Genomic DNA, 25,271 nt, shown 5'->3' with positions numbered 1-25,271 from the left:
TCCAGCCGGCGTTCCAGCCCTGGTTGGACGAGTTGGAGGCAAGGAAGCCGCCGCCGAGGTTAAGACCGGCGTAGAACCCGGTCCAGGTCATGATCGGCGGCGGGGGAATATAGGGCGGAGGCGCCTTGTAGGAGGGCAGATCGGCGGCCATGGCCGATCCGGCTGTCAGCGCCAGGGTCAAAGCGGCTAAAGCTGCCTTCTTCATTTATCTTCTCCTAAATCAGAATGAGAGCATTACCTCGCCGCCAACACTTGCACAGTCAAACGAAATGAGCGCTGTTCGACCTCTCGCCATAGGCTTTCTGCGCCACTGTGGCAGGAACGCCACACCGCAGTCCCGCAAAAACGCCCCGCCGTCAGTCAGTGGTTGGGCTTGCGATCGCTTTCGGGGCAAAATCGCTTCGAGACTTAATCGAAAATTGACCATGCCAAGTCGAATTGTTCATCGGCTCTGAGCCGACAGGAACGGCTCGAACAAGGCCGCGAACGTTGGGTGGGCGGCCTGTGAAGCGGGGGTCGCTCCCAGGGGGCATGACATGAGGATCAGGCTTGTTGCCGTTCTGGCTGGCGCGGGCGCGGTTGTCCTTGCGACAGCGGCGTCGGCCGCCGCGCCAACCCAGGTCGACAAAGTTCAGGCCGCGCTTGACGCGTGGCTTGCGGCGCGCGCGCCGATCGAAAAGGTTACGGGCGTCGCCGCCTATATCAGCTTTGGCGCCGCCGGGCCGGCGATCGAAGCCTTTGCCGGAAAGGTCGGCCGCGACCCCGACGCGAAACCCGTTGACCAAGACACGCTCTACCAGATGGGAAGCACGTCGAAGTCGTTCACCGTCGCGACGATCCTGAAGCTCGAGGCGGCGGGAAAGCTCTCGATCGACGACACGCTCGGCAAGTGGCTGCCTGAATATCCAGCGTGGAAGGACGTCACCATCCGCCGCCTCCTCAACATGACGAGCGGCGTTCCCAACTATTCAGAGACCGAGTGGATGTCCGGGGTGTGGGCGCGCGAGCCCATGCGGGCCCTGACCCTCAAAGAGCTGGCGGACGCCGCCTATCCAAGCGCCGCCGATCCATTGCCGGCGAGCAAGGGCTATCACTATTCGAACACCAATTACGTTCTCGCCGCCATGGTCGCCGAGAAGGCTTCAGGCAAGTCGTTCACCGATCTCGTCCATCAGCTGGTGATCGAACCCTTCGGCCTCACTTCGACGTTCTACGAGGCCAGCGCCTATCCGGCGCCGGTCATCAAGCGCCTGTCGCACGGCTACTTCGAGAATAAGGCCTGCACGGAATACCAACCTGACTGCAAGGAATCGTGGAACCTTCCGGTCGTCGGGCGGGACGTGCGCGAGATGAGCGTCTCCTGGATGCAGTCGGCAGGCGGCGCCGTTTCCAGCGCCCGCGACGTCGATCGCTGGATGCGCGCGGTTTTCGGCGGGAAGGTGGTTCCGCCGAAGCAGCAGCAAGAATGGACTGAGCTCGTCTCGATTAAAACAGGCGAGCCGATCGCGAAAGTGTCCGCCGATGACCCGGAGGGCTTCGCCCTTGGGCTGGCCCGCAAGATTCTGGGGCCTCTCGGCGCGCAATGGTTCTATGAGGGCGAAAGTCTCGGCTATCGGACGATCTATGTCTGGATTGCCGACCAGGATCTGATGATCACGGTCCAGACCAATACGCAACCGCCCGAAGGCGCTGACAAGTTGGGCGACGCCGTCAATGCGCTTTACGAGATCGTCAAGAAGCCAGGGCCGAAGGCGGCGAGCCGTCGAAGACGCTAACCGCGTCGCGCGCGCCGGTGTCCGCTTTAAGGAAGATCCGGGCCGGCGAAGGCTCTTCAATCGGCTCTCCGGCGCCGACGCCAAGGCCGTGGCGCAGCAATCGCGAGGGCGCTGACCGGGCGTGGCCTTGTCAAAAACCCCAAAGGAAAGGACGATGGCTCCCGACGGCGCGAGGATCATCCGGCGAATGCCGAATAGATAGAGGAATCATTATGAAGACGATCTTGGTTGCGACGGGCGTCGCTGCTCTTTTTGTCGCCAAAGCAGCGCTGGCGCAGACGCCTCTCAGCGCATACGCCGACGCGAACGGCTATATCGACGTGCAGAAGCTAACCTGCGCCCAGCTCGCCGGGACATTCCAGGAAGACGCCGATTTTCTCGGCGTCTGGTATAGCGGCTGGTATAACGGCCTGGCCAAGAAACACGCCATCAACGTGCCGCGCGTCAAAGAAGGCATTCACGAGGTCATCGTCCATTGCAAGGCCAACCCGGATAAGAAGATTATTCAGGCGATCGACTTCGTTTTGAAGGGCGAGAAAAGCAAGTAAACCGGCTCGCTGCGCGCGGAGCTTCGCATAATGGCGACGGTCCGCCCGCCGTCGTTCCAAGACGCACCGCCGTTCGCTGTGCGGCCGGGGCGTTCCTGGCGACAAAGAAGGGAAGGACGCTCGCTGAATTATGAGCGTTCCCGTTCGCGCACGATTTAAATGCGTTGCTTGCTCTTTGCGCCGCTCTCAGGGCGGTTGGCATGTCCTGCCCCTATGCCGCGACGTTTGCTCTTCGCTTTCTGCTCAGCGCCGATGATGTCGTCCGAGGGATCGCGTCGATATCAGAACGGCCCGACGTTGAAGCCCATGCTGACGATTGCCATAACGCCGATCGCAAGCAGGAGAAAGGCCGTAATCAGGGTCAGCGAGGGTGGGAATATCGTCTCCCCATGGATGAGTCCGTCCGTGCGCATGGATTGTCGCAGGCGACGAAGCCCGATCATGAATCGCATATGGTAGGCGATGCCTAGGATCAGCATCAGGATCCCGAGTCCGACCAGCGCGAGGCCGAAATTCTGCGGCGCCGCGTCCCTTGTGATGACGCCCTGTCCGCGAAGCGATCCGAAGAACTGATAAATTGTAAAACCAAAGCCGATGAGCGAAAGCGATGTGCGGATCACCGCCATCAGCGTGCGATCCTGGGCCAGCCGCGTCCGCTGAAACGCCATGCCGGTGCGACGCGCTGCGAGCTCCGTGGCGGGGTCGAATTTGGGGTCGCTGTCCATCATTGCACGCTGCTGAACTCGCTGGTTCAATCGACCTGACGTCGTCGCGCAATCCACAGACGCGCGACACGCGCCAACGGCCCTCGTAGCAGCGCGTATGGCAGAAATGCAAGCAGGACCGCAATAACCGCCGACTCCTCCGGATGAAACTCGTCGAGAAAGGCGAGTTGATAAACGACGTCGATGACGACGCCGAGGATCAGGATCCTCGCCGTTGAAATGACCCCCTCCCAAAGGCGGGCGCCTCGTCGTTCGCCGCCGAATGCGATTGCCGACAGATAAGGCGTGCGTTCGAGCCGCGCGTCTTCCAGGCCGTCGCGAAATGCGGCGATCGTCGCCATGCCCGGCTGTAGAAAGAAGCGAAATGTCATGGGACCGCCCGGCCGAGCTACGATGTTCCGCCAGAGCCGCTGTAACTCGTCAGTTGACAGTCCGTGCCAAGCGAGGCCGGCGACAGCGCAGCCGATGAGCATCGCCAAGGCGATTCGCGCCATAACAATTTCGGCCTCTGATGGCGGCTCTGTCATGTCAACGTCCTGGTTTCGCGCCCGGCGCCATTGACACGAGCGCCATAGCGCCAAGCGGCCGGCCCATCGCCGGCGATCCAGGAGCAATGTTAGGGGAGCGGCGGCGATTGGACCAGCGGCGACGCGCCCGGCGCGCCTTACGCCAAGCCGCATCACTTAACCGAATGGTGCAGGGTGATGATCAACGCCAGAGCGCCCAGCAAGATGACCGACGTCGTGAGATTGAGAGCCACCGCCAAACGCGCGCTTCGCCGCTCACGCCATAGACGAGGCCGAATGCCTTTCGCCAGGAATACGATCTGTGCAGAAAGGTTCACGCTCGCGATGTTTGCGCCGAGCAGCATCGCGGCTCCGGCGGCAAGGTCCCATCGGCCCGATGCGCTCATGATTCCGAGCGTCACCGCCGGGGGCAACAACGCTACGGCGACCATCACGCCCACCATCGTGGACGAGAGGCCCGTCGTGACCGATAGCGCCGCGGCCGCCCCCGACGCGATCGCCAGGATGATGCCTCCGTAATCGAGCGATGATAGCGCCAACAGGTCAGGGCTGGCGACATTTGGCGTAAGGATCAAGGCCATCGCCGCCGCGACCAGAATGGCCACCCCGAACCCGAGGAGATTGGCGCGCGCCGCCGAAAGCATCAAGGCGTGGTCGCCGATCGCCGTCGCGAAGGCAAAGGCGACATTGGGGCCGAGGAGAGGCGCGATGACCATGGCGCCGATCACCACCGCGGCGCTGCCGCGTCCAAGTCCGACCGAGGCCACGACCGCTGAAAGGACAACGAGGAGCAGGAAATTAATATCCAGCCGCGTGCCGCCGGCGACCAGATTGTAGAGCTCCTCGCGGGAGGCGCGCGCCTGCTCCTCTTTCTTGATTTCCTCGTCGTCTTCTTCTGACTCGGCTTCCTCTTCCTCTTCCTCTTCCTCTAAAACGCGTGAAATGACCGTGTCCGTCGGCAGCATGATGATGCGCCAGTTCTCAGACTTCCCGAGCGCCGCGTGGAGTCGATCGAGAAGGGCCAGGCGATCAATCTCGCCGACCAGAAGCCGAATGTTTCGCCGTCCATCATCAAGCAGCGGTCCAACCTCCAGGTCGGTGACCTCCATCTCTTTCGCTATGGATATGACCGCCCGGACGCGCTCGTCGGGAGTTGCGATCTCAACCAGTTTGAAGGTCATCCGCTGTCCCGTCTTTGCGCCGCGAACCAACTATAAGGGCTTGGGATAAGCGGCGAAATGATCGGTTCGTCTGTCGTGCCGCGAACGGTCGGCCGCGTTTTGGCTACGCCCGGACGAACGAAGGCATGGACCTCACCGTGCGCGGCAAAATCAGCGCGCGTCGCCGGTCGACGGCGCGGAGATGAGGCTGCGGAACAGCGCAATATGCTTTTGCGGCATGGCGTCTTTCTCCGTCCGCTCGAGTCGGCTCCAGTTTGCGACGACCCAGCGATCGAGCGACTCGAGCAGCGCCATCGTCGAATCGATCAGCAATGATTGCGGCAGATCAGTCCGTACGACGCCCAGAGCCTGGCCGCGCGCGATGATCAGCGCAACCCACTCTCTTACCGCTCGGAAAAGCCGCCCGGTCGACGATCCCTGCCTTGGATCGCTGCGCAAGCGATAGAACATGCCGCCGAATTGCACGAGCCAGGCGTTTCTGTCGACGACCGCGATGGCGTGTCGATAGAGCTCCTCGAAGGCGTCCCAGAACGTTTCCGCGTCGAGCGCCGTCGGATCAAAGCCGCCGATCTCCTTGAAGAGGACGGCCAGCGATCTCTCGATCATCGTCGTGAAGAGATCGGCCTTATCGTCGAAATAGTAATAGAGCGAGCTCTTGCTCATTCCCGATTTTTCGAGAATGCGATTGAGGGAAGCGCCGTCGAAGCCATGCGCGGCAAACTCTTCCGCGGCGCTCTCGAACAGGCGCTTCTGGCGTTCGGCGTCAAGCTTGTCCAGGCGGCGACTCATCGCATTGACCATACTCCATCCTTGCAGTACAAATCCTGTTGTGTACCACTGGTACACACTAATGTCTGGCCGGCGTGGCCGACGCCAGAAACGAGAGGAGGTCGCGATGAGGATCGCCATCAGTGGCGCGGGGATCGCCGGTGCGACGCTGGCTTACTGGTTGCTGCGCGCCGGGCATGAGCCGCTGATGATCGAGCGCGCCCCGGCGCTCAGGACGGGCGGCTACCTCATGGACTTCTGGGGAGTCGGCTACGCGGTCGCCGAACGGATGGGCGTTCTCCCCGCCGTGCGCCAGGCCGGCTATCAGGTTGGGGAGGTTCGTTTCCTCGCCGACGACGGCCGCAAGGTCGGCGGCTTCGCCGTCGACGCGCTCCGCGATTTAATCGGGGGGCGAATGACGAGCGTGGCGCGAGGCGATCTGGCGGCGGCGATCTATCGCTCGATCGACGGCCGTGTCGAAACGATCTTCGGCGAAGAGATTTGCGCCATCCATGAACATGGCGATGGCGTGCAGATCGTCCTGGAAAGCGGCGAGAAGCGCGACGTCGATATCGTCGTCGGCGCCGACGGGCTGCACTCGCGCGTGCGCAAATTGATCTTCGGGTCCGAGGACCGCTTCGAAAAGGACCTTGGCTATCGGTTCGCCGTGTTCGAGGCCGCCGGCTACGAGACGCGCGACGAGAATGTCTATGTCATCCATGCCGCAGCGTCGCGCCAGATCGCGCGCTTCGCGCTTCGCGACGGCCGAACGCTTTTCCTGCTCGTCTTCAGACGCGAACTCTTGGACGGCGCCGAACCGATCGGTCCAGCGGAAACCCGCGCCCTGCTGAAAACGATATTTGGCGACGCCGGATGGGAGTCGCGCCGTATCCTCGCGGCGATGGAAAGTGCGGATGATCTCTACTACGACCGCGTCAGCCAGATTCGCATGCCCTGCTGGCATTGCGGGCGAGTCGCGCTCATTGGCGACGCGGGCATGGCGGTGTCGTTCCTCGCCGGCGAAGGGGCCGGGCTCGCAATGACCGAGGCCTATGTGTTGGCGGGAGAGATTTCGCGCGCGTCAGGCGATTACGCCAAGGCGTTCGCCGCCTATGACGCCCGGTTGCGGCCGTTCATCGAGGGCAAGCAGCAGACCGCCGCGAACTTTGCCTCCACCTTCGTGCCGCAGACGGAGTTTGGGATCTGGCTCCGCAATCAGGCGACCAAATTGATGGCTTTGCCCGGCGCCGCCAATCTCATGTTGGGCAAGAGCCTCAGCGATGATTTTGCATTGCGCGACGAGGCGTGAACGCCTGCCGTCGGCCGGCGGGTCGATGCGTTTTTCGCCACAGTTCCGAAGACCTGGCAATAGTCGAGACACTTCGCTGCAAAACGGCGCAGGCGCGCCTCTGTTACAAGAGCCGCGCACGGGGAGTTAGCGGACGTCGCCGCCGCCCCTGGTTCAGACGTCCGTTACGGGGATGGGGCGAGACCTTTCAGGGATCGCCTCATCTTCTCCGCATGTACGGACGCGGAAGCTACGCTACCGGCCGCGATAGCATCGACGATAGCCGTGATGACGGGGGGAGGCGGCTCCGTAATAGCCATAATCCCCGGGATAGGCGGGCCCCCAGGCGCCATAGCCGGAGGGGTCGTCCCAGCGGTCATAGGCCCAGGCCGAGCCTGCTTCGTAATTCGATGGGCGCGGCCATCCGCCCCATCCCCAACTGATCCACGCCGAGGCGGGCGTGGACGCCGCGACGGCGCCGATGAGTGTGGCTGCGGCGAGCGCCGCGGCGAGCAGCTTGCGCGAGCGTTTCATGGCCGGTTCTCCAGATCCTCGTTTGCGGAAGCCCCTCGCCACGCGTAACGCACGGTCGAATGGCATGGTTCCGTCGTCCGCCGCGCGGCCTCGGCGCCGCCGCGGCATGTCCGCGCCGAAATTCATCGCTTCATGATCGCGACGGAACGCGGACAGCGCGTCGGCTACGGCCGCGCTGACACCATTTCGCCATCGCGACGGGGATATGCGTAATGCGCGAGACACAACAGCGAAAAAAGTTGACGGACTCGGTCTGATAGAAGTCGCCGCGCTGAGAACTCGCAGCGGACGCCGGGCTGCCCATTGTCAGGCGTCGGCCGCCAACTTGAGGCGGGCCTTTCGGGGCCCGCCGCTTTCTCTCGCAACGATCCGGTTTCGACGCCGCTGACGCCAGCGCTGAGGAGCTGCGAATGCTTGAAATGTTGGACTTCGTTTTCGGCGAGGTTGAGCCCGACGCCAAGCGCGATCCCAACCGAAAAGCCTATTATTTCTGGGCGGCGCGCGATCGAACCCAATTGGTCCGCGTTTACGTCAGTCGCGCCGCATTGCGGGCGAAGCTCGGCCTTGCGCCGGGCGAGCGCTTTGGCCGGGCGCTGATGAGATCGCGCCAGAGCATCGAGGCCGCCGCGAACAGCAAATGGCTGCCCGGAGACTGCAATGTGTTTCTCGAAGAGAGCGACTTCTGACGGCTCAGCGGCCATCGGCGCGAGAATGCGCCGCTTTCGGCTTGACAGCGGCCGCGCAACGCAGTCTTAACGGCTCGCCCTTTAGATCGCGCTTCTTCTCAGGCGACGCCTTTTATGCGCTTCCTCAAAAAACTGCCCTATCTCGCCGCGCCGCTGGTCGGCTTCACCGTCGCGTTCGCCTTGTGCGTCGTGGTGTTCGGCCTGTCTGCGGTCGGCGTCGATCCGAGCCTCGATTGAGCGCCAGCGCTCATGCGACGGGCGGGTAATAGGCCGTTTTGAACAGAACGCGCGTTGCGTCGCGGGACTCTCGAAGAACGGTCTCGGCGGGCAGTTCGCCTAGTGCGTCCTTTGAGAAATTCGCAGGCAGTCCGACGGCGACGGCGACGCCCGCGCTGATCGCGCGCCGGACCAGCGGCAGCGGGTTCGGCGAAAAATCCTCCCAGCCGAAACGCTCTTTTTTGGCGTAATCCGGTCCGCCCCAGGGCGGATCGATATGCACTGCGTCGAAGGCCAGCCGCGGATAGGCTTGCGTGACGTCGTCATGGATGAATGCGATGCGTTCCGAGACGCCATAGATCTCTGCGTTTCGCCGCGCCATCGAGAGCCTGTCGCGATCGATGTCGAGTGCGATGACGCGCTTCCCGCATCTGGCGAAGCCGATCGCCGAACCGCCGATTCCGCAAAAGGCGTCCAAGATGACGTCGCCCTCGAGGAGTTTGCCGATCTCCAGCGCGAAGCGTTCCGGCTTGACCGAGAAGAGCCCGACCGCGTCGGTTTCGACGCCCTCGTCCCATTTCGCAAAGAGGTCGTAACGACGATCCCAATATTTTTGCGTGTGGTCGCCGAAGGGGCTTTTCGAGCGGATCATGGCGGGCCGGGAGATTCATGAGTTGCGGCGACCGACTCTGTCGATCGAGGCGAGATGGCGCGGGCCGGGGACGGAGTCGCGGATCGCGCCTGCGCGACGCGCCGTCGCTCCGCCTTCCGTCTGCTGTTGCAGATATGGCACATCGTCGGGAAAAGGCGAAATTATGCAGTCAAAGCAAAAGGTTCGAGTTGCGAAAATCCTTTCGCCTTGCTCAGTTGCGCTTCAGCTTTCAGGCGTTCATTGGCGACAGCGAGGACAAGTCGTGGCCACTCGATTTTTAACAGGCGTCGTCACGATGCTGGCGCTGGCGACGGGATCCGCGCTTGCCGCCGATCCGCCGTCCCTCAAAGCGCCGCCGGCCTATGTCGCGCCCCCGCCGCCGCTGTGGACGGGTTTCCATGCGGGTCTGAACGCGGGCGGCGCATGGGCCGCAAGCAACGCGACCAATTTCGTTTCGGCGCCGTTCCTCGTGAATGGCGCCGACAATGTCATTTGGGCGGCGGCTTCGGCGATCGCCGGCTCCGGCGTCGTCTCGACGAATGGCGCCGGTTTCATCGGCGGCGGGCAGTTCGGCTATGATTGGCAGTTCAACGGTCGCGTCCTCGTCGGCGTCGAGGCCGACGTCCAGGGCGTCGCCGGCGCCAACAACGCCGCCTCAGTCGTGACGCTGGCGCCGGCGCCCGCGCCTGCGCCGGGACTTAACTTCCTGACGGGCGTCGCGAGCGGCAAGTCGCTCGATTTTCTGGGCACGGCGCGGGCGCGTCTGGGCTATCTCATCACGCCGACATTGCTGGCCTATGCGACCGGCGGACTGGCCTATGGTCAGGCGACCTCCGCCACGAGCTTCTTCCAGCACGTGCCCAATGATTTCCCCGGCTTCCTGCTGATCGGCGCCAACCAGGGACGCCTGTCGCAGATGCGCGTCGGCTGGACGGCCGGCGGCGGATTGGAATGGATGTTCTGGCCGCAGTGGAGCGCCAAGATCGAATATCTCTACTTTGATCTCGGCGCGGTCTCCTATCCGGTCGCGGTCACGACGGATTGGGAGCAGGCGACGCTGTTGGTCGCCAACGCCACGCAGGCGCGCACGCGCTTCGACGGCCATGTGGTCCGCGTCGGCGTGAATTATCATTTCAACTGGGGCGCCGCGCCGATCGTCGCGAAATATTGACGTTCCGCCAAAAAAAGACGCCCGGCCAGGTCGGCCGGGCAGTCCAAGGGGGGAGGGGAGCTCCGTGTCGATGAAACCGGCCGGGGCGAGAATTGTTCCAAGCTGCGTGCGCCGGACGCGCGATCGCAGGCGGCATGAGCGCGCGCCGTCTCCCCGCGACCCGGCGCCGCCTTGACGAAGCGGCCCCGCCCATGCCCATTGAACGCGATTTTCTCGACCCGCGCCGGGGCGCATCGCGCCAGGGAGACATAAGAATATGAACATTCATGAATATCAGGCCAAGGCCGTTCTGCGCGAATTCGGCGCGCCTGTCGCCGACGGCGTCGCCGTTCTGCGGGCCGAGGACGCGCGCGACGCGGCCGAAAAGCTGCCCGGCCCGGTCTATGTGGTGAAGGCGCAGATCCACGCCGGCGGCCGCGGCAAGGGCAAGTTCAAGGAAGCGAGCGCCGGCGACAAGGGCGGCGTGCGCATCGCCAAATCGATCGCCGAGGCCGAAGCCTTCGCCAAGCAGATGCTCGGCGCGACGCTCGTGACGCTGCAGACCGGCGACGCCGGCAAGCAGGTCAACCGCCTCTACATCGAAGACGGCGCCGACATCGACAAGGAATTCTACCTCTCGATGCTGATCGACCGCTCGACGTCGCGCATCGCTTACGTCGTCTCGACCGAAGGCGGCATGGACATCGAGAAAGTGGCGCATGACACGCCCGAGAAGATCGTCACTTTCTCGGTCGATCCGGCGACGGGGCTGATGCCGCATCACGGCCGCCGGGTCGCCGACGCTTTGGGGCTCAAGGGCGATCTCGCCAAACAGGCGGGCGAACTGACCGAAAAGCTCTACGCCGCCTTTGTCGCCAAGGACATGGAGCTGCTCGAAATCAATCCGCTGATCGTGACGAAGGACGGCAAGCTGCGCTGCCTCGACGCCAAGGTCAGCTTCGAGAACAACGCCCTCTACCGCCATCCCGACATGGTCGAGCTGCGCGACAAGAGCGAGGAGGACGAGAAGGAGATCGAGGCGTCGAAATACGACCTCGCCTATATTTCTCTCCCCGGCAATATCGGCTGCATGGTCAATGGCGCCGGCCTCGCGATGGCGACGATGGACATCATCAAGCTCTATGGCGAGTTTCCGGCGAACTTCCTCGACGTCGGCGGCGGCGCCACGACTGAGAAGGTCACGGCGGCGTTCAAGATCATAACCGCCGATCCCAATGTGAAGGGGATCCTCGTCAATATCTTCGGCGGCATCATGCGTTGCGACACCATCGCCGAAGGCGTGATCGCCGCGGTGAAGGAGGTCGGCCTCAAAGTGCCGCTCGTCGTGCGGCTCGAAGGCACGAATGTCGATCTCGGCAAGAAGATCATCAATGAATCGGGCCTGAACGTCATTCCGGCGGACGATCTCGACGACGCCGCGCAAAAGATCGTCGGCGCGATCCGCAGCGCAGCGGCGTAAGCGTCGCCGGGCCGGCTCAGCCAATGCGGCTGAGACGGCCCGACGTGCTGTTGTCCAGCTCTTGGCCAGTTCTTGGTCCAGGGAGCTGCGCAAGGCGGAGGCCGTCTCTTCCGGCTTGCGCGCCCGACCCAAAAGGGCCATGTTTGGGCGCGACTTTTTACCTTTAGGCCGCCTCCGTTGAGGCGGCGCGCGCGATCGTCGCCTTCTAGGGAAGCGCCAGTGCCCAATTCAGCTCTTTTGCTTGCGTCCCCGGCCCGCCGCGCGAGACGCGCTTTGGCGCGCCTGTCGTTCACGGCGCTCGCCGGCGTCGGCGCGTTCGCGATCACTTGCGACAGCAGCCTTGCGGCGCGCGAAAATGTGGTCGTCTCGCGGCCGTTCGAAGTCGGCTCCAGCCTCTCGGGCAATTATCTCGCCGCGATCGTCGCCGGCGCGCAGCGCGACACGCTCGCAGCCTCGACATTCTTCCGCGAAGCCTTGCGCGACGATCCCAAGAACGCCGATCTCGCCGATCGCGCCTTCGTCGCGGCGCTCGCCAACGGCAATATGCCGGAAGCCTTCTCGTTGACCGGCCGCGTGATCGCGCATGACCGCACGAATGGGCTCGCGCATCTCGCGCGCGGCGTCGACCTCATCAAGAAGCGCAAATACGCCGCAGCGCGCGCCGAATTCGGCAAGGGCGGCGGCGACCGTCGTCGCGACATCACCTCGACTCTGCTGACGGCGTGGAGCTATGCCGGCGCCAAGGACACGCGCCGCGCGCTGTCGACGCTCGATACGCTCACCGACGACGCCTTTCTGGTGTTCCGCGACTACCACGCGGGATTGATCGCCGATCTCGGCGGCGACAAGGCGGAGGCCGACAAGCGCTTCAAATCCGCCTACAACGCCGAGAAGAACACGCTGCGGCTCGTCGACGCCTATGCGCGCTTTCTTGCGACGCAGGGACGCCGCGACGACGCAAAGAAGCTCTATCTGGCGTTCGACGAGGTGGCGCCCAATCACCCGATCGTCGTCGCCGCGCTTGCCGCGCTCGACGCGGGCAAGCCGCTGCCGGCCTTCGTGCGCAGCGCCGACGACGGCGCCGGGGAAGTGCTTTACGGGCTCGGCGCCGTCGGCGGTCGCCAGGGCGACGAACTCGCGTCGCTGATCTATCTGCGGCTCGCGCTGCATCTCGCGCCGGAGAACTCCCTCGCCGTCGTGACGCTCGGCGACGTCTATGAGCGCATGAAGCAGGAAGAGGCCGCCATCGATCTCTATCAGAGCGTGCCGAAGGACAGTCCGCTGCGCGTCAACGCCGACGTGCAGGCGGCGCTTCTGCTCGAAACTCTGGGCAAATCGAAAGAGGCGAGCGAGAGCCTGTCGGCCATCGTCGCGGCCAATCCCGACAATCAGGAAGCCCTGACGGCGCTCGGCAATCTGCAGCGGTCGCGCAAGGATTTCGCCGACGCCGCCGCGACCTATACGCGCGTTCTCGATCTGCGTCCCAAGGGCGATAAGAGCCTTTGGCTGCTCTACTATTATCGCGGCATCGCCAATGAGCGGCGCAAGAACTGGCCGGCCGCCGAGGCCGATCTGAAGAAGGCTCTTGAGCTCAATCCCGACCAGCCGCTGGTGTTGAACTATCTCGGCTATTCCTGGGTCGACAAGGGCTCAAATCTCGACGAAGCCTTCAAAATGCTGCGTCGAGCCGTCGATCTGCGGCAGCGCGACGGCTATGTCGTCGACAGTCTGGGCTGGGCCTATTACCGGCTCGGCCGATATGACGACGCCGTGCGCGAACTCGAGAAGGCGATCGATCTGAAGCCGTCTGACCCGGTGATCAACGACCATCTTGGCGACGCCTATTGGCGCGTCGGCCGCAAGCTCGAAGCGCATTTCCAATGGAACCATGCGCGCGATCTCAATCCCGATCCGGATGATTTGCCGAAGATCCTCGACAAGATCAACAACGGCATGTCCGACAGTCCGACGGTGGTGAGCGACAAGGCGGGGCATCGCGGCGGCTGAGCCGCTCAGCCGTTTTCGGCGTCGTCGGGCGGGCGGCTTCATCGCGAGGCGCCGCGACCCGGCGCGCAACTGCGAACGCGCCTATTTCTCTCCGGCCATCTCCAGAACGACGCGCCACTCGTCGTCGGTCACGGGCTGCACGGAGAGACGCGAATTATTGACCAGCACCATGTCCTTGAGGCGCGGCTCGGCTTTGATCTCGGCGAGCGTCACCGGCCTTTTCAAAGGCTTGACGGCCTTGACGTCGACCATGCCGAATTTGCCGGTCTCGTCGGTATGGTCGGGGTAATAGGTCTTGATGATCTCGACGATTCCGACGGCCGCCCGGTCCTCGTTCGAATGATAGAAGAAGGCTTTGTCGCCCTTCTTCATCGCCATCAGATTGAGCTTGGCCGAATGGTTGCGCACGCCGTTCCAGAACGTGCCCTTGGCGCCGGCCGCGACCTGCTGATCCCAGGACCAGCTCGACGGCTCGCTCTTCAGCAGCCAGTGCGCCATCAGAGCTGCGCCCCCACGACGCGTTTCCAGGGCCTCAGCTCCACCGAGGCGAAGAGGCCGGCGACGGCGTAGGGGTCTTCGCTGAGCAGCGCGCGCGCCGCCGCTTCGGTCTCGCAGTCGAGAATCAGCATCGAGCCGACAGGCGCGTCGCCCTCGACGAAGGGGCCGCCGAGCTTCACGCGCGACGCGTGTTTTTCTAGGAATGCGAGATGCGCGGCGCGCGTCGACAGGCGCAGCTCGACATGGCCGGGCTTATCCAGGCAGAGGGCGACGAAAAACAAAAGCGGCCTCGCGTGAGAAGGAGGAGAACGCGAATTTTTTCAAAGCGCGCGCCGCCGGTCAACGGCGACGCTGAAGGGCGGGGTTGGATGCGCGGCGCGCGTCACGCGCGCTTGGCCGGCGCCTCGAAGTCCTGGGCGACGACCCGGTCGCCGAGATCGATGATCGCTTCGCGCAGCGAGGCGATTTCGGCGTCGCTCGCCGAGACGGGAACGACCGACAGGCCTTTGGCGCCATTGACGGCGCGCCGCAGATTGGCGCGCTCGGCGCGCAGCGCCTCGACCGCGCCTTGCAACATGGCGTTGTCGGCGCGCGCCGTCTCGAGCTTGCCGGCGGCGTCCTGCGCCTCGGCGCGGGCGACGCGCAGCGCGCCTTCCAGCTTGCCGGCGTCGGTCTCCTGCCGTTCTTCGGAGGATTTGAGTTGCCCGCGCGCCTCATTGAGTTCTGTGGACAGCGTGTCGCTCAGCGCCTGGGTGGCCGCGAGCTCTCCCGTCAGATGCGCGAGCTGATGTTCAAGCTCCGTCGTCCGACCGGCCGACTGCTCGGCGCGCGCGAGTTCTTCGCGCAATCTCTGCAGCTCGCTCTGGATCTCGCCATTGTGATGATGCAGCGCCGCGACGCGCGCCTCATAGGCGGCGACCAGGCGATCGAGCTGCGCGCCGGCCTCTTCGTCCTGTTCGCTCGTTTCCGATCGGATCAGGCGCAGCTGGGCGACGCGGCCCTCGGCGCGATCGGTCATTTCCCCCAGCGCCGCTTCAGTGGAGTCAAGGAGCGCGGTGCGCTCCACCAGGATCTTTTCGGCCTCGAGCACGCGGGCCGTCATGTCGCGATTATCGGCTTCCGACTGCTTGAGCCGCGTTTCGAGATCGGCGATCTGGGCGATATGGCGGCCGATCGCGACGAGATCGTCGGCGCGGGCCGACTGCGCCGTCTCCATCGCCTGTTCGAGCCGCCGCTCGCGCACGGCGAATTCGGCCCGCAGCAAATCGCGTTCGGCCGAGACCTGCTCCACGGACACGGGCGCAAGCATCTGCAGCCGCCGCATCGAAAGACGAAGCGCGCGCCGCCAGAAAGCCGGCAGGAACATCAAGGCGAAAAGCCCGGCGACGAGAAAGCCGAGCGCAAAATACATCGCTTGTTCGATCAAGACGCAGCAATCCTTGATCCGTCGCAAGGCGGACGGCGCATAGTATTTTGCCACGTAAAGCCGATGAACGCAAAGTATGAGCTTGGATTTGCCGGCGCAGAGGACAGAAATGTGAACTCAATTCTGGCGTCGCGCCCGTTCGCGTCGTCCGTTTGGATGACGACTTTCCCGTCTGCGCGCCTCAGAACGCGCATCAGGAAGGTCGCGCGCGCGGCGCGACGACCAGCAGCGGAGCAAAGCATATGGCTTTATTCACTGGCTTTTTTCCAAGCGACGGCCCGCGCGGCGCGCCGCGATTCGCGCGGATTCGCCGATGAGCGCGACGCGCTGTCCCGGCGTTCCGGCGCTTCTTCTCGGCGAGTCGCGCGAGAGGGGCCCGCATGATGCGACGGCGAAAGTCTTCGCAACCACGCTGGCCGCGGATGAGAGCTTTCTTGCGGCCGTGCAGACCCAGGGGACGCCGGCGGCGCGCATCCGATTCGCGCCGACCTGCGTCGAAAGCGATTGCGCGCATTGGAGCGGCGGCGGCGGCTGCGCGCTGCTGAGCCGCCTGGCGCAGACGCTCGCTGAGGCGGGCGCGACGGTGAAGCCGAGCCCGGCCTATGACTGCAGCATCCGTCACGATTGCCGCTGGCGGCGGCAGCGCGGCGATCAGGCCTGCGGCATCTGTGGGTTCGTCGCGCGCGAACCGCTCGGCGCGTCTCCGCAGCGCGCAGGCGCGGGCCGTCGTCCGGCGCTTTGAGCGGCGCGCCGCGCGGCTTCGACGCTTTCCGATCGGATCAGAAGGGGTTCCAGGTCGATTCCGGCGTGAACTTCAGATAGCCGAGATTGAGGCCGAGCCGGGCGCCAAGGCCCGAGCGCACCGGCATGACGACGACTTCGTTGTTGTTGAGCGCGGTGAATCCAAGGCCGCCGACAAGATAGGCGGAGCCGGCGGCGCCCGAGAATCGCCGATAAATCGCGTCGACCGACGGCAGGTTGTAGACCAGCATCATCGTTCGCGCGCCGTCGGCGCCGGCGTCGGCGCCGATCGACGGGCCTTGCCAAAAGACGCGCTGCTGGCCGGCGTTGCGCGTATACATCGTTCCCTCGCCATAACAGAGGCCGCCGACGAAGGCGCCGCTCGCTTCCTGGCCGAGGATGTAGGCGTTGGGGCTGCCCCACTGGCGCGAGGCGCGCTCGACGCCTTCCGCGAGACCGCGGGAAATCGAGCCGAAGAAGCGATGGCCGTTCTCGACGATCTCGCCGCTCGAATAGGTTTCCGGCCGCTGATTGGCGCGCGCCAGAGACGCGGGAGTCGCCCACGCGCAGGCCGAAGCGGCGGCGAGGCGAAACAGGTCGCGGCGCGAAGCGGCGTTGAACGAAGGTTTGCTCATGGCGACGAACTCCGAGACTGACGTGTTGGCGTCACGCATCGGCGCAAAGCGTGGCCGACGCGCGGCGCGGTTGCGTCGCAAAGACGACGCGCGGCGTGCGGCCGACAAAGTCGCGCCTCGTAGTTAAGGAACCGTTGCGGATTCGACGGCGTCCGCGTCCCCCCACGCGATGAACGGGCCGTTCCGATAGTCCGTGTTCTTCTTGCCGTAGCGCAGCGGCGCGCCCTGCAGATCGAGCGTCGCGCCGCCGGCCGCGCGCAGCACGACGTCGCCTGCGGCCGTATCCCATTCCATCGTCGGTCCGAAGCGCGGATAGACGTCCGCCTCGCCGGCCGCCAGCAGGCAAAATTTCAGCGAGGAGCCGACAGGCACGCTGCGCGCGATGCGCTGGCCGGCGAGAAACGTCTTCGTCTCCTCGTCGAGGTGAGACTTCGAAATCAGCGCGACCAGCCCGTCGTCCGGCCGCCGGCGCGCGCGCAGCGGACGCCAGTCCTGCGACGGCGGCAGCGATCCGCCCGCTGTCGCCTGCGCTTCATAGCCCTGGGCGCCGGCAAACCAGACGCGCGCCTGCGCCGGCGCGTAAACGGCGCCCGCGCGCGGCGCGCCATTCTCCGCGAGCGCCACATTGATGGTGAAGTCGGGGCTGCGGGCGAGAAATTCTCGCGTGCCGTCGATCGGGTCGATCAGCAGAAAGGCGTCGCCGGCGCTGAGCGCGCCGCCGCGCGCAACGGTCTCTTCGGCCAAAAAGGGCACGCCGGGCAGAGCGGTTTCGAGTTCGTGCAGCAGATAGGCCTCGATCCTCTCGTCAGCTTCCGTCACCGGCGACGTATCGCTTTTGAGGCGCGACTCGATGTTCGGATTGGCCAGAATCTCCATCGCAATCGCGCCGGCTGCGACCGCGAGATTGGCGAACAGAAGCGACAACTCCTCAATCTCGCCCGCCGCGCCCGAATATTTCAAAACATTCTCCGTCGCCATCGCTCAAATCCTCAACGTGTTCGTTACGACTACGGCCTGCGTCATTTGCAATCCGCGCAGCGCCCGCTAGTTTCGACTAGCTTGAATGCAGTGATTCGCGCGCCGCGTCCGTCCGTCGCGCATTCTACAGGAAGATGGGGCTCGCTTCCTTTAGACACGCTGCCTTCGCCTGCATTGGATGGCGCCATGACCAATTTCTCGCTCGATCCGCTTGATCTCGCCGCGCTTCTGTCCTCGCGAGTCTGCCATGACGTCATTTCGCCGGTCGGCGCGATCGTCAACGGCCTTGAAGTCCTCGAAGAGGAAAAGGACGCCGAGATGCGCGGCCATGCGCTGGCGCTGATCAAGTCCAGCGCGAACGAGGCTTCGGCGCGGCTGCAGTTCTGCCGGCTCGCCTTCGGGGCGGCGGGCTCCAAAGGCGCCTCGATCGACACGGGCGACGCGGAGCTGGTGACGCGCCAGCTGATCGCGGACGAGCGGACGCAGCTCCACTGGAGCGTTCCGCGCGTGCTGATGTCGAAGAACAAGGTCAAGCTGCTGCTGAACCTGTGCCTTCTCGCCGACGCGGCGATCCCGCGCGGCGGCGTGATCTCGGTCGGCTCGACCGGCGATGACGACAAGGTGGCGTTCAGGATCGAGGCGAAAGGCGTCAATGCGCGCGTCGCGTCGCATCTTCCGCGTCTCCTTGAAGGGGAATCGGAAGAGGGCGCGATCGACGCCCGCGCCATTCAAGCCTATTACGCGGGCCTGGTCGCCAAAGCCTGCGACATGCAGGTGGTCGTCTCGAGCGAGCCGGAGCTGGTGACGATCGAGGCGGTTCCGACGCAGGCGCAAACAACGGACGCTTCCGCGGAGAGCGCCGCCGCTTAGCCGAATTCGCGGTCTATTCTTCCCCGTGGCCGTCTTCGCGACGCGTTTGGCGCAGCGCGGGATGACGCGTCATCGCGGCGAGGAATTTGATTGGCCTTGACTGGAAGTGCCGCCGCCAGACTGGCCGCCGCGCTGGCGAAATCTCCAGTCTGGAGGACATTTGCGCGTTTCCACCATAGCGGCCTGAGTCTCGGACAGCGTCGAAACGCCAATCACGCCGGCGAGCGCGAGCGCCTCTTTGAGGAGATCGCGACGTCGCTCGTCCGGCGAAGGCTCGAGCGGGGTCGACGCACATTCCGTTTCGCTTTCGCTCATCACGCTTCCCTTTCGTTTAACGCCTTCTGCAAGACTGTCTCGGCGTTCAAGATCATTGCGCCCTTCGCCACTGTCTTGTTGACCGAACAGCGAGAAGAGAAACCGCCATTCAGCAAGGCGTCCATGGAGCGCCGCGTCAGGCAATCGCCCTTGCAGCTCGATTGCGCGAAACACGAGCCGCACGGGCTATTGTCGGTGGAACGATAATTGACCAGTCTCCGCAGACGGTTCTGGTCAAAATCAAATGTTCCCGCCGCGGGATTGAACGCTCCGAATATGAAGAATCCGCCCAAATGATGCTCCTCCGACGGAACCTCGTAACAGGAGGAGACCGTCCCATCAGCCATGACGGTCATCGAAATCACGTCGCCGGTCGCGCCGCAGAAGCTCTTGCCCGCCACATGGCTGCAACCGGAATACGCGACCTCCACGCCTTTCTTGCGGCCATAGCCCATCGCATCGAGCAGCCGGGCCGCAAAAGCCGATTTGAAATCTTGATCCGCGTCGACGCCATCCCCCCTGCCGACAGGTTCGACCGGCTCGAACCCTATCGAACGCGCATGCGTGCGCTCCAGAAGAAAATCGATCAGCGATTCCATCCGATCAAGGCTGTTCGGCATCACCGTCGCGCGAACGGCGAAGGGAACGCCCGCCTTGCTCATCGCAATGAGATTTTCGCGAATGGTCGGAAATGAACGCTTGCCGTTGGGCGTCGGCCGCTGTTCAAGTTGGACGCAATCCAAACCGTCCAAAGAAACGGAGATCGAGTCAAATTTCGCGCAAATGAACGCGCGTTGCGTCTCGTTCCAAAGCCCATTTGTCTGAAGGCCCAAATTCAATTCTAATCCGCGATCGGCGGCGACGCTTTCCGCATATTCGACGACCTCCCTGAACAGGGGCCAGTTGAACGTCGGTTCGCCTTCGCCATGAAAATCGAAGCTTATCGTCTCTTCGCAAGACCGCGCGGCGTTGTCGGCGACGAAAGAAATCACCGCTCTGGCGACGTCGATTGGCATGGATCGGTTTTCTTCGCCGCCATGAATGTGACAATAGACGCATCGCAAATTGCACCCTGTCGTCAGGGAAAGCGTCGCGCTTGTCGGTTGAAAGTCTATTTGGCCGGAGGGGTTGACGCGATAGTTTCGCTTCGCGCTTACGGTGGGCGTTGCGGCCGCCGCGTTGCGCAGAAAATCCCGCCAGGGCTCCGTCACGGCGTCGTGGCTCTGCTGCTCGCCGTCGAGAATTGAATCGATTGTCGAGGCGGCGGCCTGATCGACCTCGATCGTCAGTTCGGCGCGCGGCGCATGGAGGAAATGGCGATCGTCGACGGCGAGCAGGAAGATGTTGGGAAATTCGAACGCCATCGAGGGATTTCCCACCCGCGACAGCCCATTGGCGCGCGTCACGCCATTGTGGGAAGCTCGTAAATCCCCGTCAAGCTATGTTTGGCGTGGCGTCCGCTGCGACACGAAAACGATTTCGCTGTCGCCATTGAGTTTAGTGCGCAGAAGCATATCGCGCGAAACCAAACATTCCGGCGAAAAAGCCTGGGCGCGAGCGGCGGTCAGTTTTGCGCCATGCTGACGAGTTTCGCGACCGTATTCATATTTCGCGCAGTGCCTTGGCTTGCCGCAGGAATTTTCAATTTTGAACGGCCCATTCCAGCGCCATAGCGGACATAAATTTCCCGCACGCCCAAGCGCATGTCCTCGTCTGCTTTACCGACAGCGTGATCCAACGCGTCTGACGGCGGCTTTGCGTCGAGAAAGATCGCGACCGTGAGATTCGGCGGATGATCTTGAAAGGGGTTCCCTTCCAAAACGGCTTTCATCTCAGTGGCCGTTCGGACCTGAACCCCAACGGGCTTTCCGGCATAGGCAAGCAACCGCGCCTCAAGCGCCGATTTCACCTTTGCGGGAGGATCCTTGGCGTCAAGGACGACGTTTCCGCTCGCAATATATGTTTCGACCTGCTCGAAACCAGCGTCGAGGCACATCGCTTTCAATTCGATCATTGAGAGCTTGCCGGTTCCCCCGACGTTCACCGCCCGCAACAATGCGACGTATTTTGTCATGCCGAAGGGGATCACATCGGAGCGGCGGAGGTCAACATTCGGACTGCGCCTGTCTCAGCGCAGGCGATCGCCGGCTTACGCCGTGATGCGCTCGTCGGCTTCGCTCGGCTCGCGCAGCACATAGCCGCGGCCCCAGACGGTCTCGATGTAATTGCGGCCTTCGCTGGCGTTGGCGAGCTTCTTGCGCAATTTGCAGATGAACACGTCGATGATCTTCAGCTCCGGCTCGTCCATGCCGCCGTAGAGATGATTGAGGAACATCTCTTTGGTCAGGGTCGTGCCCTTGCGCAGCGCGAGCAGCTCCAGCATCTGATATTCCTTGCCGGTCAGATGCACGCGGACGCCGCCGACCTCCACGGTCTTTTGGTCGAGATTGACGACGAGGTCGCCGGTGATGATCACCGATTGCGCATGTCCCTTCGAGCGGCGGACGATGGCGTGAATGCGCGCGACGAGCTCGTCCTTGTGGAAGGGTTTCGTCAGATAATCGTCGGCGCCGAAGCCCAGGCCCTTGACCTTGTCCTCGATGCCGGCGAGCCCGGAGAGAATAAGGATCGGGGTCTTCACCTTGGCGACGCGCAGCGTGCGCAGCACCTCATAGCCGGACATGTCGGGCAGGTTAAGGTCGAGAAGGATGATGTCGTAGTCGTAGAGCTTGCCGAGATCGATGCCTTCTTCGCCGAGATCGGTCGTATAAACGTTGAAGTTCTCGGATTTGAGCATGAGCTCGATGCTTTGAGCCGTCGCGCTGTCGTCTTCGATCAATAAAACGCGCATGTTGGTTCCCCACCGAGCTCCATCGTCCGCGACCGGCCGCGCAATTGGCGCGCGCCCACGGCCGGCGAGAGGTCTCGCCCCAGCGACCCGACCGACCTTCCAGCGAAGGTAAGCGGAATTGGTTAATAAACCTTCACTTACGCCCCAAACGCAGCCCAAAGTCTTAATCTCGGGCGCCAAGCGAGGCGGACGCGTCACGCTACGTCGGGAAGGATACGGACTGCGACGCGAATCACGCGTCGTTTCCAATCTATACGCCGAGGCGAGTCATGTGGGCAAAGACAAAATACGATGCGCGTAAGCGACGGCGCCGCGGCCCCGGCGATGCGCCGATACGCGCGCGCTTCGCCCGATCTGCGGCGCGATCTTGCCCCATGCGCGGCGCGAATGCGGCGACGCGTGCGCCACATTGTGTCCGCGCCGCCTCTCGCCAAGCCTCATCCAAAGCCTCTTGCCAATATGAGACGACTGGTCATATTATGACGCCATGAGCCGACGCGACGTCAAAGAACTGAGAGAGAAGCTGCTGGACCGGGGAGTCTCGCTCCTGATGGAGCAGGGCTATCACGGCACCGGCCTGCAGGAGCTCGTCAAAAGCGTCGGCGTGCCGAAGGGCTCCTTCTACAATTATTTCGACAGCAAAGAGGCCTTCAGCGCCGAGGTCGTCAAACATTACATCGATCCCTTCATCAAACGGCTCGACGCACACCTTCAGCGCAAGGACCTTGGCGCGGCGGCGGCGCTGCGCGCCTATTTCGACGAGCTGATCGAAGAGACGGAGCGCTTGGAATTCCGGGGCGGATGCCTGCTCGGCAATCTCATCGGCGAAATCGGCGACACCAGCGATCTGTGCCAGACCTCGCTGCGCGAGGCCGTGCATCGCTATCGCGACAAGCTGCGCGAGGGCATCGCCCGCGCTCAGCGCGAAGGCAGTTTCCGCGCCGACATGAATGCGAAAGAGATGGCCGATCTGCTCGTCAATTTCTGGCAGGGCGCGTTGCTGCGCATGAAGATCGACCGCTCGGTGCGTCCGCTGACGCAATTCTGCGACATGCTGCTCAACGGCTACTTCAAGGCGTGAGTCATTTGCGCCCTGATAAGACGACCGGTCATATCAAATCGAGGCCTAAGTAGGAAACAGACGATGCCAAAATTCATCATCGAACGGGACATTCCCGGCGCCGGCAAGATGACGCAAGCCGATCTTCAGGCGGTGTCGCAGCGCTCCTGCGCAGTCCTGCGCGGGCTCGGCCCGCGGGCGCAATGGATCGAGAGCTACGTCACCGACGACAAGCTCTATTGCGTCTACATCGCGGAAGACGCCGAAGCGATCAAAGAACATGCGGCGCAAGGAGGCTTTCCAGCCAACCGGATCAGCGAAATCAGGGCGATCATCGACCCTGCCACAGCCTGACCGGGTCTGACCAACAAGGGAGAGGAATTCAAATGAAAAGCTTGCCGTTGCGCGCAGCCGCCTGCGCGCTTGCCTTGGCCTGGACGCTCGCGCCGGCCGTCGCGGATGAAACCTGCAATTCGCCGTTCATGTCCGGGCTGATCAAAGGACAGGAGCAGTATCTCCATGTCTGGACGCTTGGCGAGAAAGGCGTCGGCGACGGATCGGATAAGCTCGTCACGATCGACGTCGTTCCCGGTTCCGCCACCTATGGGAAGGTGATTCACACGATCTCCGTCGGCGGACGCGGCGAAGCGCATCACATGGGATTCACCGACGATCGCAAATATCTGTGGGCCGGCCGTCTCGACGACAGCAAGATCTTCATCTTCGACGTCGGCTCCGATCCGTCGACGCCGAAACTCGTCAAGACCATCGACAATCTCGCCGAGAGCACCGGCTACGTCGGGCCGCACACCTTCTATGCGCTGCCGGGCCGGATGCTGGTGCAGGCGCTGTCCAATAAGAAGGATCACGGCGGCGTCACGGGGCTCATCACCTACAACAACGCCGGCGATCTCGTGACGACGACGCCGATGCCGCTCGAGAACGGCGGCGACGGCTATGGCTACGACATCGCCATCAATCCGGCCCAGAACCGCATGCTCACCTCGGGGTTCACGGGCTGGACCAATTACATGATGGATCTCTCCCAGCTCATCCAGGACAGTTCCGCGATGAAAAACTTCGGGAACACGATGGTGATGTGGGATCTGAAGGCGATGAAGCCTGTGAAGGTGTTCTCCGTTCCCGGCGCGCCGCTCGAAATTCGCTGGGCGCTTCGGCCCGGCGCCAATTGGGCGGTCACCGCCGGCGCGCTCACGTCGAAACTTTACCTGATCAAACAGGATGACAAGAACGAATGGCAGGCGAAAGCCGTCGCCGACATTGGCGATCCGTCGAAGATTCCGCTGCCGGTCGACATTTCGATTTCGTCGGACGCGTCGTCGCTCTGGGTCAACACCTTCATGGACGGCACGGCGCGGCTCTTCGATCTTTCCGATCCGGAAGCGCCGAAACAGGTCTATGCGAAAAAGATCGGCGCGCAGGTGAACATGGTCTCGCAAAGCTGGGACGGAAAGCGCGTCTACTTCACGACGTCGCTGCTCGCCAACTGGGACAAGAAGGACGCCGACAACGAGCAGTTCCTCAAGGGCTATTCATGGGACGGCAAGGAGCTGACGCAGGATTTCGTCGTCGACTTCCATAAGGAGGGCCTCGGCCGCGCGCATCATATGAAATTCACCGCGCGCGCCCAGAAGGCCGAACTGCCATGACGGCGCGCCGTCGCGCTGCGAGCGCCGCAGTCGCTTTTGCGCTCGCGCTCGCAGCGTCGCCGGCCTTCGCGGTTGACCCGGCGGTCACGGGACTGCCGGCGCCGGGAAGCTATGCGCTGCATTCGATCCAAAGCGCGCCGGAGGCTTCGCTGCTCGACGCGCAGGGCAGGCGGACGTCGCTCTCCGCTTACACGCGGGGCGCCGTCACGGCGCTCGGCTTCTTCTATTCGCGCTGCGCCGATCCTCTCGGTTGCCCCGTCGCCTGGTCGACCTTCGAGCAGGCGCGCCGGGAGGCCGAGTCCGATCCGCTGCTGAAGGGGAGATTGCGGCTGGTGTTCGTCAGCCTCGATCCGGCGCGCGACACGCCGTCCGTCCTCCGTATGCTGGAGTCGGAAGAGAAGGGCGGCGAGGTGCCCTGGGTCTTTCTGACCGGCGCGAGCGAGGGAGACATGACGCCGCTGCTCGCGGCCATGGGGCAGGACATCGCGCATGAGACCGGTCGCGCCGGGAAGCGCACAGGCGTGATCAATCACATGCTGAAAGTGTTTCTGATCGATCCCAAAGGCTGGGTGCGCGAGATCTACAGCACGGCCTTTCTGACGCCGGATGGCCTGCTCCATGACGCGCGGACGCTCGCCATGGAGTATCCCGACGCGCGCTACGCGGTCGCCGTGAGATTAGCGTCGCCCG

28 protein-coding genes and 1 pseudogene are annotated in these 25,271 nt (G+C 63.5%); 14 read left to right on the top strand and 15 right to left on the bottom strand.

Going from position 1 to position 25,271, the window contains the following annotated elements; genetic code table 11:
* Window positions 1-205 (bottom strand): annotated as a pseudogene (locus tag AB7F41_RS13970) (porin family protein); the annotation flags it as partial.
* Window positions 206-536: 331 nt separating this feature from the next.
* Between AB7F41_RS13970 and AB7F41_RS13965 the strand changes: the two are divergent.
* Window positions 537-1,775, top strand: coding sequence for a serine hydrolase domain-containing protein (locus tag AB7F41_RS13965; RefSeq protein WP_428385184.1), 1,239 nt, complete (start codon window positions 537-539; stop codon window positions 1,773-1,775).
* Window positions 1,776-1,987: 212 nt separating this feature from the next.
* Entirely contained in the window at window positions 1,988-2,323 is a 336-nt protein-coding gene (locus AB7F41_RS13960) for an HdeA/HdeB family chaperone (RefSeq protein WP_428385185.1), read from the top strand.
* 281 nt (window positions 2,324-2,604) lie between these two features.
* Here AB7F41_RS13960 and AB7F41_RS13955 read toward each other — a convergent pair whose 3' ends face one another.
* From AB7F41_RS13955 to AB7F41_RS13940, 4 genes are all read right to left on the bottom strand, one after another.
* The gene (locus AB7F41_RS13955; protein WP_428385187.1) at window positions 2,605-3,051 is read right to left on the bottom strand and encodes a YidH family protein; all 447 of its coding nucleotides are present in this window, start codon (window positions 3,049-3,051) and stop codon (window positions 2,605-2,607) included.
* A 23-nt stretch (window positions 3,052-3,074) separates the two neighbouring features.
* Entirely contained in the window at window positions 3,075-3,419 is a 345-nt protein-coding gene (locus AB7F41_RS13950; RefSeq protein WP_428385189.1) for a hypothetical protein, read from the bottom strand.
* A gap of 308 nt (window positions 3,420-3,727) precedes the next feature.
* Window positions 3,728-4,756 carry a TIGR00341 family protein gene (locus AB7F41_RS13945; RefSeq protein ID WP_428385191.1) on the bottom strand — a complete coding sequence of 343 codons (1,029 nt, stop codon included), beginning with the start codon at window positions 4,754-4,756 and terminating at the stop codon, window positions 3,728-3,730.
* A 150-nt stretch (window positions 4,757-4,906) separates the two neighbouring features.
* On the bottom strand, window positions 4,907-5,545 hold the full coding sequence (locus tag AB7F41_RS13940) for a TetR/AcrR family transcriptional regulator (protein ID WP_428406626.1): 639 nt from the start codon (window positions 5,543-5,545) through the stop codon (window positions 4,907-4,909).
* A 106-nt stretch (window positions 5,546-5,651) separates the two neighbouring features.
* On the opposite strand from AB7F41_RS13940, the gene AB7F41_RS13935 reads away from it, so the two are divergent.
* A complete protein-coding gene (locus tag AB7F41_RS13935) occupies window positions 5,652-6,833 on the top strand; it encodes an FAD-binding domain (RefSeq protein WP_428385195.1) in 1,182 nt (393 codons plus the stop codon).
* Between the two features lie 234 nt (window positions 6,834-7,067).
* Here the strand turns inward: AB7F41_RS13935 and AB7F41_RS13930 are convergent, their stop codons facing one another.
* A complete protein-coding gene (locus AB7F41_RS13930; RefSeq protein ID WP_428385197.1) occupies window positions 7,068-7,346 on the bottom strand; it encodes a hypothetical protein in 279 nt (92 codons plus the stop codon).
* Window positions 7,347-7,756: 410 nt separating this feature from the next.
* Between AB7F41_RS13930 and AB7F41_RS13925 the strand changes: the two genes are divergently transcribed.
* Both AB7F41_RS13925 and AB7F41_RS13920 read left to right on the top strand, forming a co-directional pair.
* Window positions 7,757-8,032 (top strand): hypothetical protein, encoded by a 276-nt coding sequence (locus AB7F41_RS13925; protein ID WP_428385199.1) that lies wholly within the window; start codon window positions 7,757-7,759, stop codon window positions 8,030-8,032.
* A gap of 114 nt (window positions 8,033-8,146) precedes the next feature.
* Window positions 8,147-8,269, top strand: coding sequence for a hypothetical protein (locus tag AB7F41_RS13920; RefSeq protein WP_428385201.1), 123 nt, complete (start codon window positions 8,147-8,149; stop codon window positions 8,267-8,269).
* Window positions 8,270-8,279: 10 nt separating this feature from the next.
* Here AB7F41_RS13920 and AB7F41_RS13915 read toward each other — a convergent pair whose 3' ends face one another.
* Window positions 8,280-8,900 carry a methyltransferase domain-containing protein gene (locus AB7F41_RS13915; protein ID WP_428385203.1) on the bottom strand — a complete coding sequence of 207 codons (621 nt, stop codon included), beginning with the start codon at window positions 8,898-8,900 and terminating at the stop codon, window positions 8,280-8,282.
* 262 nt (window positions 8,901-9,162) lie between these two features.
* On the opposite strand from AB7F41_RS13915, the gene AB7F41_RS13910 reads away from it, so the two are divergent.
* The 3 genes from AB7F41_RS13910 (at window position 9,163) to AB7F41_RS13900 (ending at window position 13,537) form a co-directional block, all read left to right on the top strand.
* The gene (locus AB7F41_RS13910) at window positions 9,163-10,071 is read left to right on the top strand and encodes an outer membrane protein (RefSeq protein ID WP_428385206.1); all 909 of its coding nucleotides are present in this window, start codon (window positions 9,163-9,165) and stop codon (window positions 10,069-10,071) included.
* A 256-nt stretch (window positions 10,072-10,327) separates the two neighbouring features.
* Window positions 10,328-11,530, top strand: a complete 1,203-nt coding sequence (sucC, locus tag AB7F41_RS13905) for an ADP-forming succinate--CoA ligase subunit beta (RefSeq protein WP_428385208.1) — start codon at window positions 10,328-10,330, stop codon at window positions 11,528-11,530.
* Window positions 11,531-11,803: 273 nt separating this feature from the next.
* Window positions 11,804-13,537 (top strand): tetratricopeptide repeat protein, encoded by a 1,734-nt coding sequence (locus AB7F41_RS13900; RefSeq protein WP_428385210.1) that lies wholly within the window; start codon window positions 11,804-11,806, stop codon window positions 13,535-13,537.
* A gap of 81 nt (window positions 13,538-13,618) precedes the next feature.
* Here the strand turns inward: AB7F41_RS13900 and AB7F41_RS13895 are convergent, their stop codons facing one another.
* From AB7F41_RS13895 to AB7F41_RS13885, 3 genes are all read right to left on the bottom strand, one after another.
* A complete protein-coding gene (locus AB7F41_RS13895; protein ID WP_428385212.1) occupies window positions 13,619-14,035 on the bottom strand; it encodes an EVE domain-containing protein in 417 nt (138 codons plus the stop codon).
* Window positions 14,035-14,316 (bottom strand): YciI family protein, encoded by a 282-nt coding sequence (locus AB7F41_RS13890; protein ID WP_428385214.1) that lies wholly within the window; start codon window positions 14,314-14,316, stop codon window positions 14,035-14,037. The genes AB7F41_RS13895 and AB7F41_RS13890 overlap by 1 nt, the downstream gene beginning before the upstream one ends.
* A gap of 101 nt (window positions 14,317-14,417) precedes the next feature.
* Window positions 14,418-15,461, bottom strand: coding sequence for a hypothetical protein (locus AB7F41_RS13885; protein WP_428385216.1), 1,044 nt, complete (start codon window positions 15,459-15,461; stop codon window positions 14,418-14,420).
* Window positions 15,462-15,774: 313 nt separating this feature from the next.
* Between AB7F41_RS13885 and AB7F41_RS13880 the strand changes: the two genes are divergently transcribed.
* Window positions 15,775-16,203, top strand: a complete 429-nt coding sequence (locus AB7F41_RS13880) for a hypothetical protein (RefSeq protein ID WP_428385218.1) — start codon at window positions 15,775-15,777, stop codon at window positions 16,201-16,203.
* 37 nt (window positions 16,204-16,240) lie between these two features.
* On the opposite strand, the gene AB7F41_RS13875 is transcribed toward AB7F41_RS13880, so the two are convergent.
* Entirely contained in the window at window positions 16,241-16,837 is a 597-nt protein-coding gene (locus AB7F41_RS13875) for a DUF1134 domain-containing protein (RefSeq protein WP_428385220.1), read from the bottom strand.
* A 123-nt stretch (window positions 16,838-16,960) separates the two neighbouring features.
* Window positions 16,961-17,815: a 3'(2'),5'-bisphosphate nucleotidase CysQ gene (gene cysQ, locus AB7F41_RS13870; protein ID WP_428385222.1), complete on the bottom strand. Its 855-nt coding sequence runs from the start codon at window positions 17,813-17,815 to the stop codon at window positions 16,961-16,963.
* A 186-nt stretch (window positions 17,816-18,001) separates the two neighbouring features.
* On the opposite strand from cysQ, the gene chpT reads away from it, so the two are divergent.
* Complete coding sequence (gene chpT, locus AB7F41_RS13865; RefSeq protein WP_428385224.1) at window positions 18,002-18,685, top strand: histidine phosphotransferase ChpT; 684 nt, start codon at window positions 18,002-18,004, stop codon at window positions 18,683-18,685.
* Between the two features lie 314 nt (window positions 18,686-18,999).
* Here the strand turns inward: chpT and AB7F41_RS13860 are convergent, their stop codons facing one another.
* The 3 genes from AB7F41_RS13860 to ctrA all read right to left on the bottom strand — a co-directional run bounded on the left by AB7F41_RS13860 (window position 19,000) and on the right by ctrA (window position 21,851).
* Window positions 19,000-20,364 carry a radical SAM protein gene (locus AB7F41_RS13860; RefSeq protein ID WP_428385226.1) on the bottom strand — a complete coding sequence of 455 codons (1,365 nt, stop codon included), beginning with the start codon at window positions 20,362-20,364 and terminating at the stop codon, window positions 19,000-19,002.
* A 200-nt stretch (window positions 20,365-20,564) separates the two neighbouring features.
* On the bottom strand, window positions 20,565-21,074 hold the full coding sequence (locus AB7F41_RS13855; protein ID WP_428385228.1) for a DUF1697 domain-containing protein: 510 nt from the start codon (window positions 21,072-21,074) through the stop codon (window positions 20,565-20,567).
* A gap of 75 nt (window positions 21,075-21,149) precedes the next feature.
* Window positions 21,150-21,851, bottom strand: coding sequence for a response regulator transcription factor CtrA (gene ctrA / locus AB7F41_RS13850; RefSeq protein ID WP_428385230.1), 702 nt, complete (start codon window positions 21,849-21,851; stop codon window positions 21,150-21,152).
* Window positions 21,852-22,338: 487 nt separating this feature from the next.
* On the opposite strand from ctrA, the gene AB7F41_RS13845 reads away from it, so the two are divergent.
* From AB7F41_RS13845 to AB7F41_RS13830, 4 genes are all read left to right on the top strand, one after another.
* Window positions 22,339-22,932: a TetR family transcriptional regulator C-terminal domain-containing protein gene (locus tag AB7F41_RS13845; RefSeq protein WP_428385231.1), complete on the top strand. Its 594-nt coding sequence runs from the start codon at window positions 22,339-22,341 to the stop codon at window positions 22,930-22,932.
* 63 nt (window positions 22,933-22,995) lie between these two features.
* A complete protein-coding gene (locus AB7F41_RS13840; RefSeq protein WP_428385232.1) occupies window positions 22,996-23,265 on the top strand; it encodes a DUF4242 domain-containing protein in 270 nt (89 codons plus the stop codon).
* Between the two features lie 32 nt (window positions 23,266-23,297).
* Window positions 23,298-24,581 (top strand): selenium-binding protein SBP56-related protein, encoded by a 1,284-nt coding sequence (locus tag AB7F41_RS13835; protein ID WP_428406625.1) that lies wholly within the window; start codon window positions 23,298-23,300, stop codon window positions 24,579-24,581.
* A partial coding sequence (locus AB7F41_RS13830) for an SCO family protein (protein ID WP_428406624.1) occupies window positions 24,578-25,271 on the top strand: 694 nt, incomplete at its 3' end. The genes AB7F41_RS13835 and AB7F41_RS13830, both read left to right, overlap by 4 nt.

The organism is Methylocystis sp. (assembly GCF_050251305.1).
Taxonomy (GTDB): domain Bacteria; phylum Pseudomonadota; class Alphaproteobacteria; order Rhizobiales; family Beijerinckiaceae; genus Methylocystis.
The sequence above is the reverse complement of the archived record's forward strand: the minus strand, read 5'-3'. Positions and strand labels throughout refer to the sequence as shown.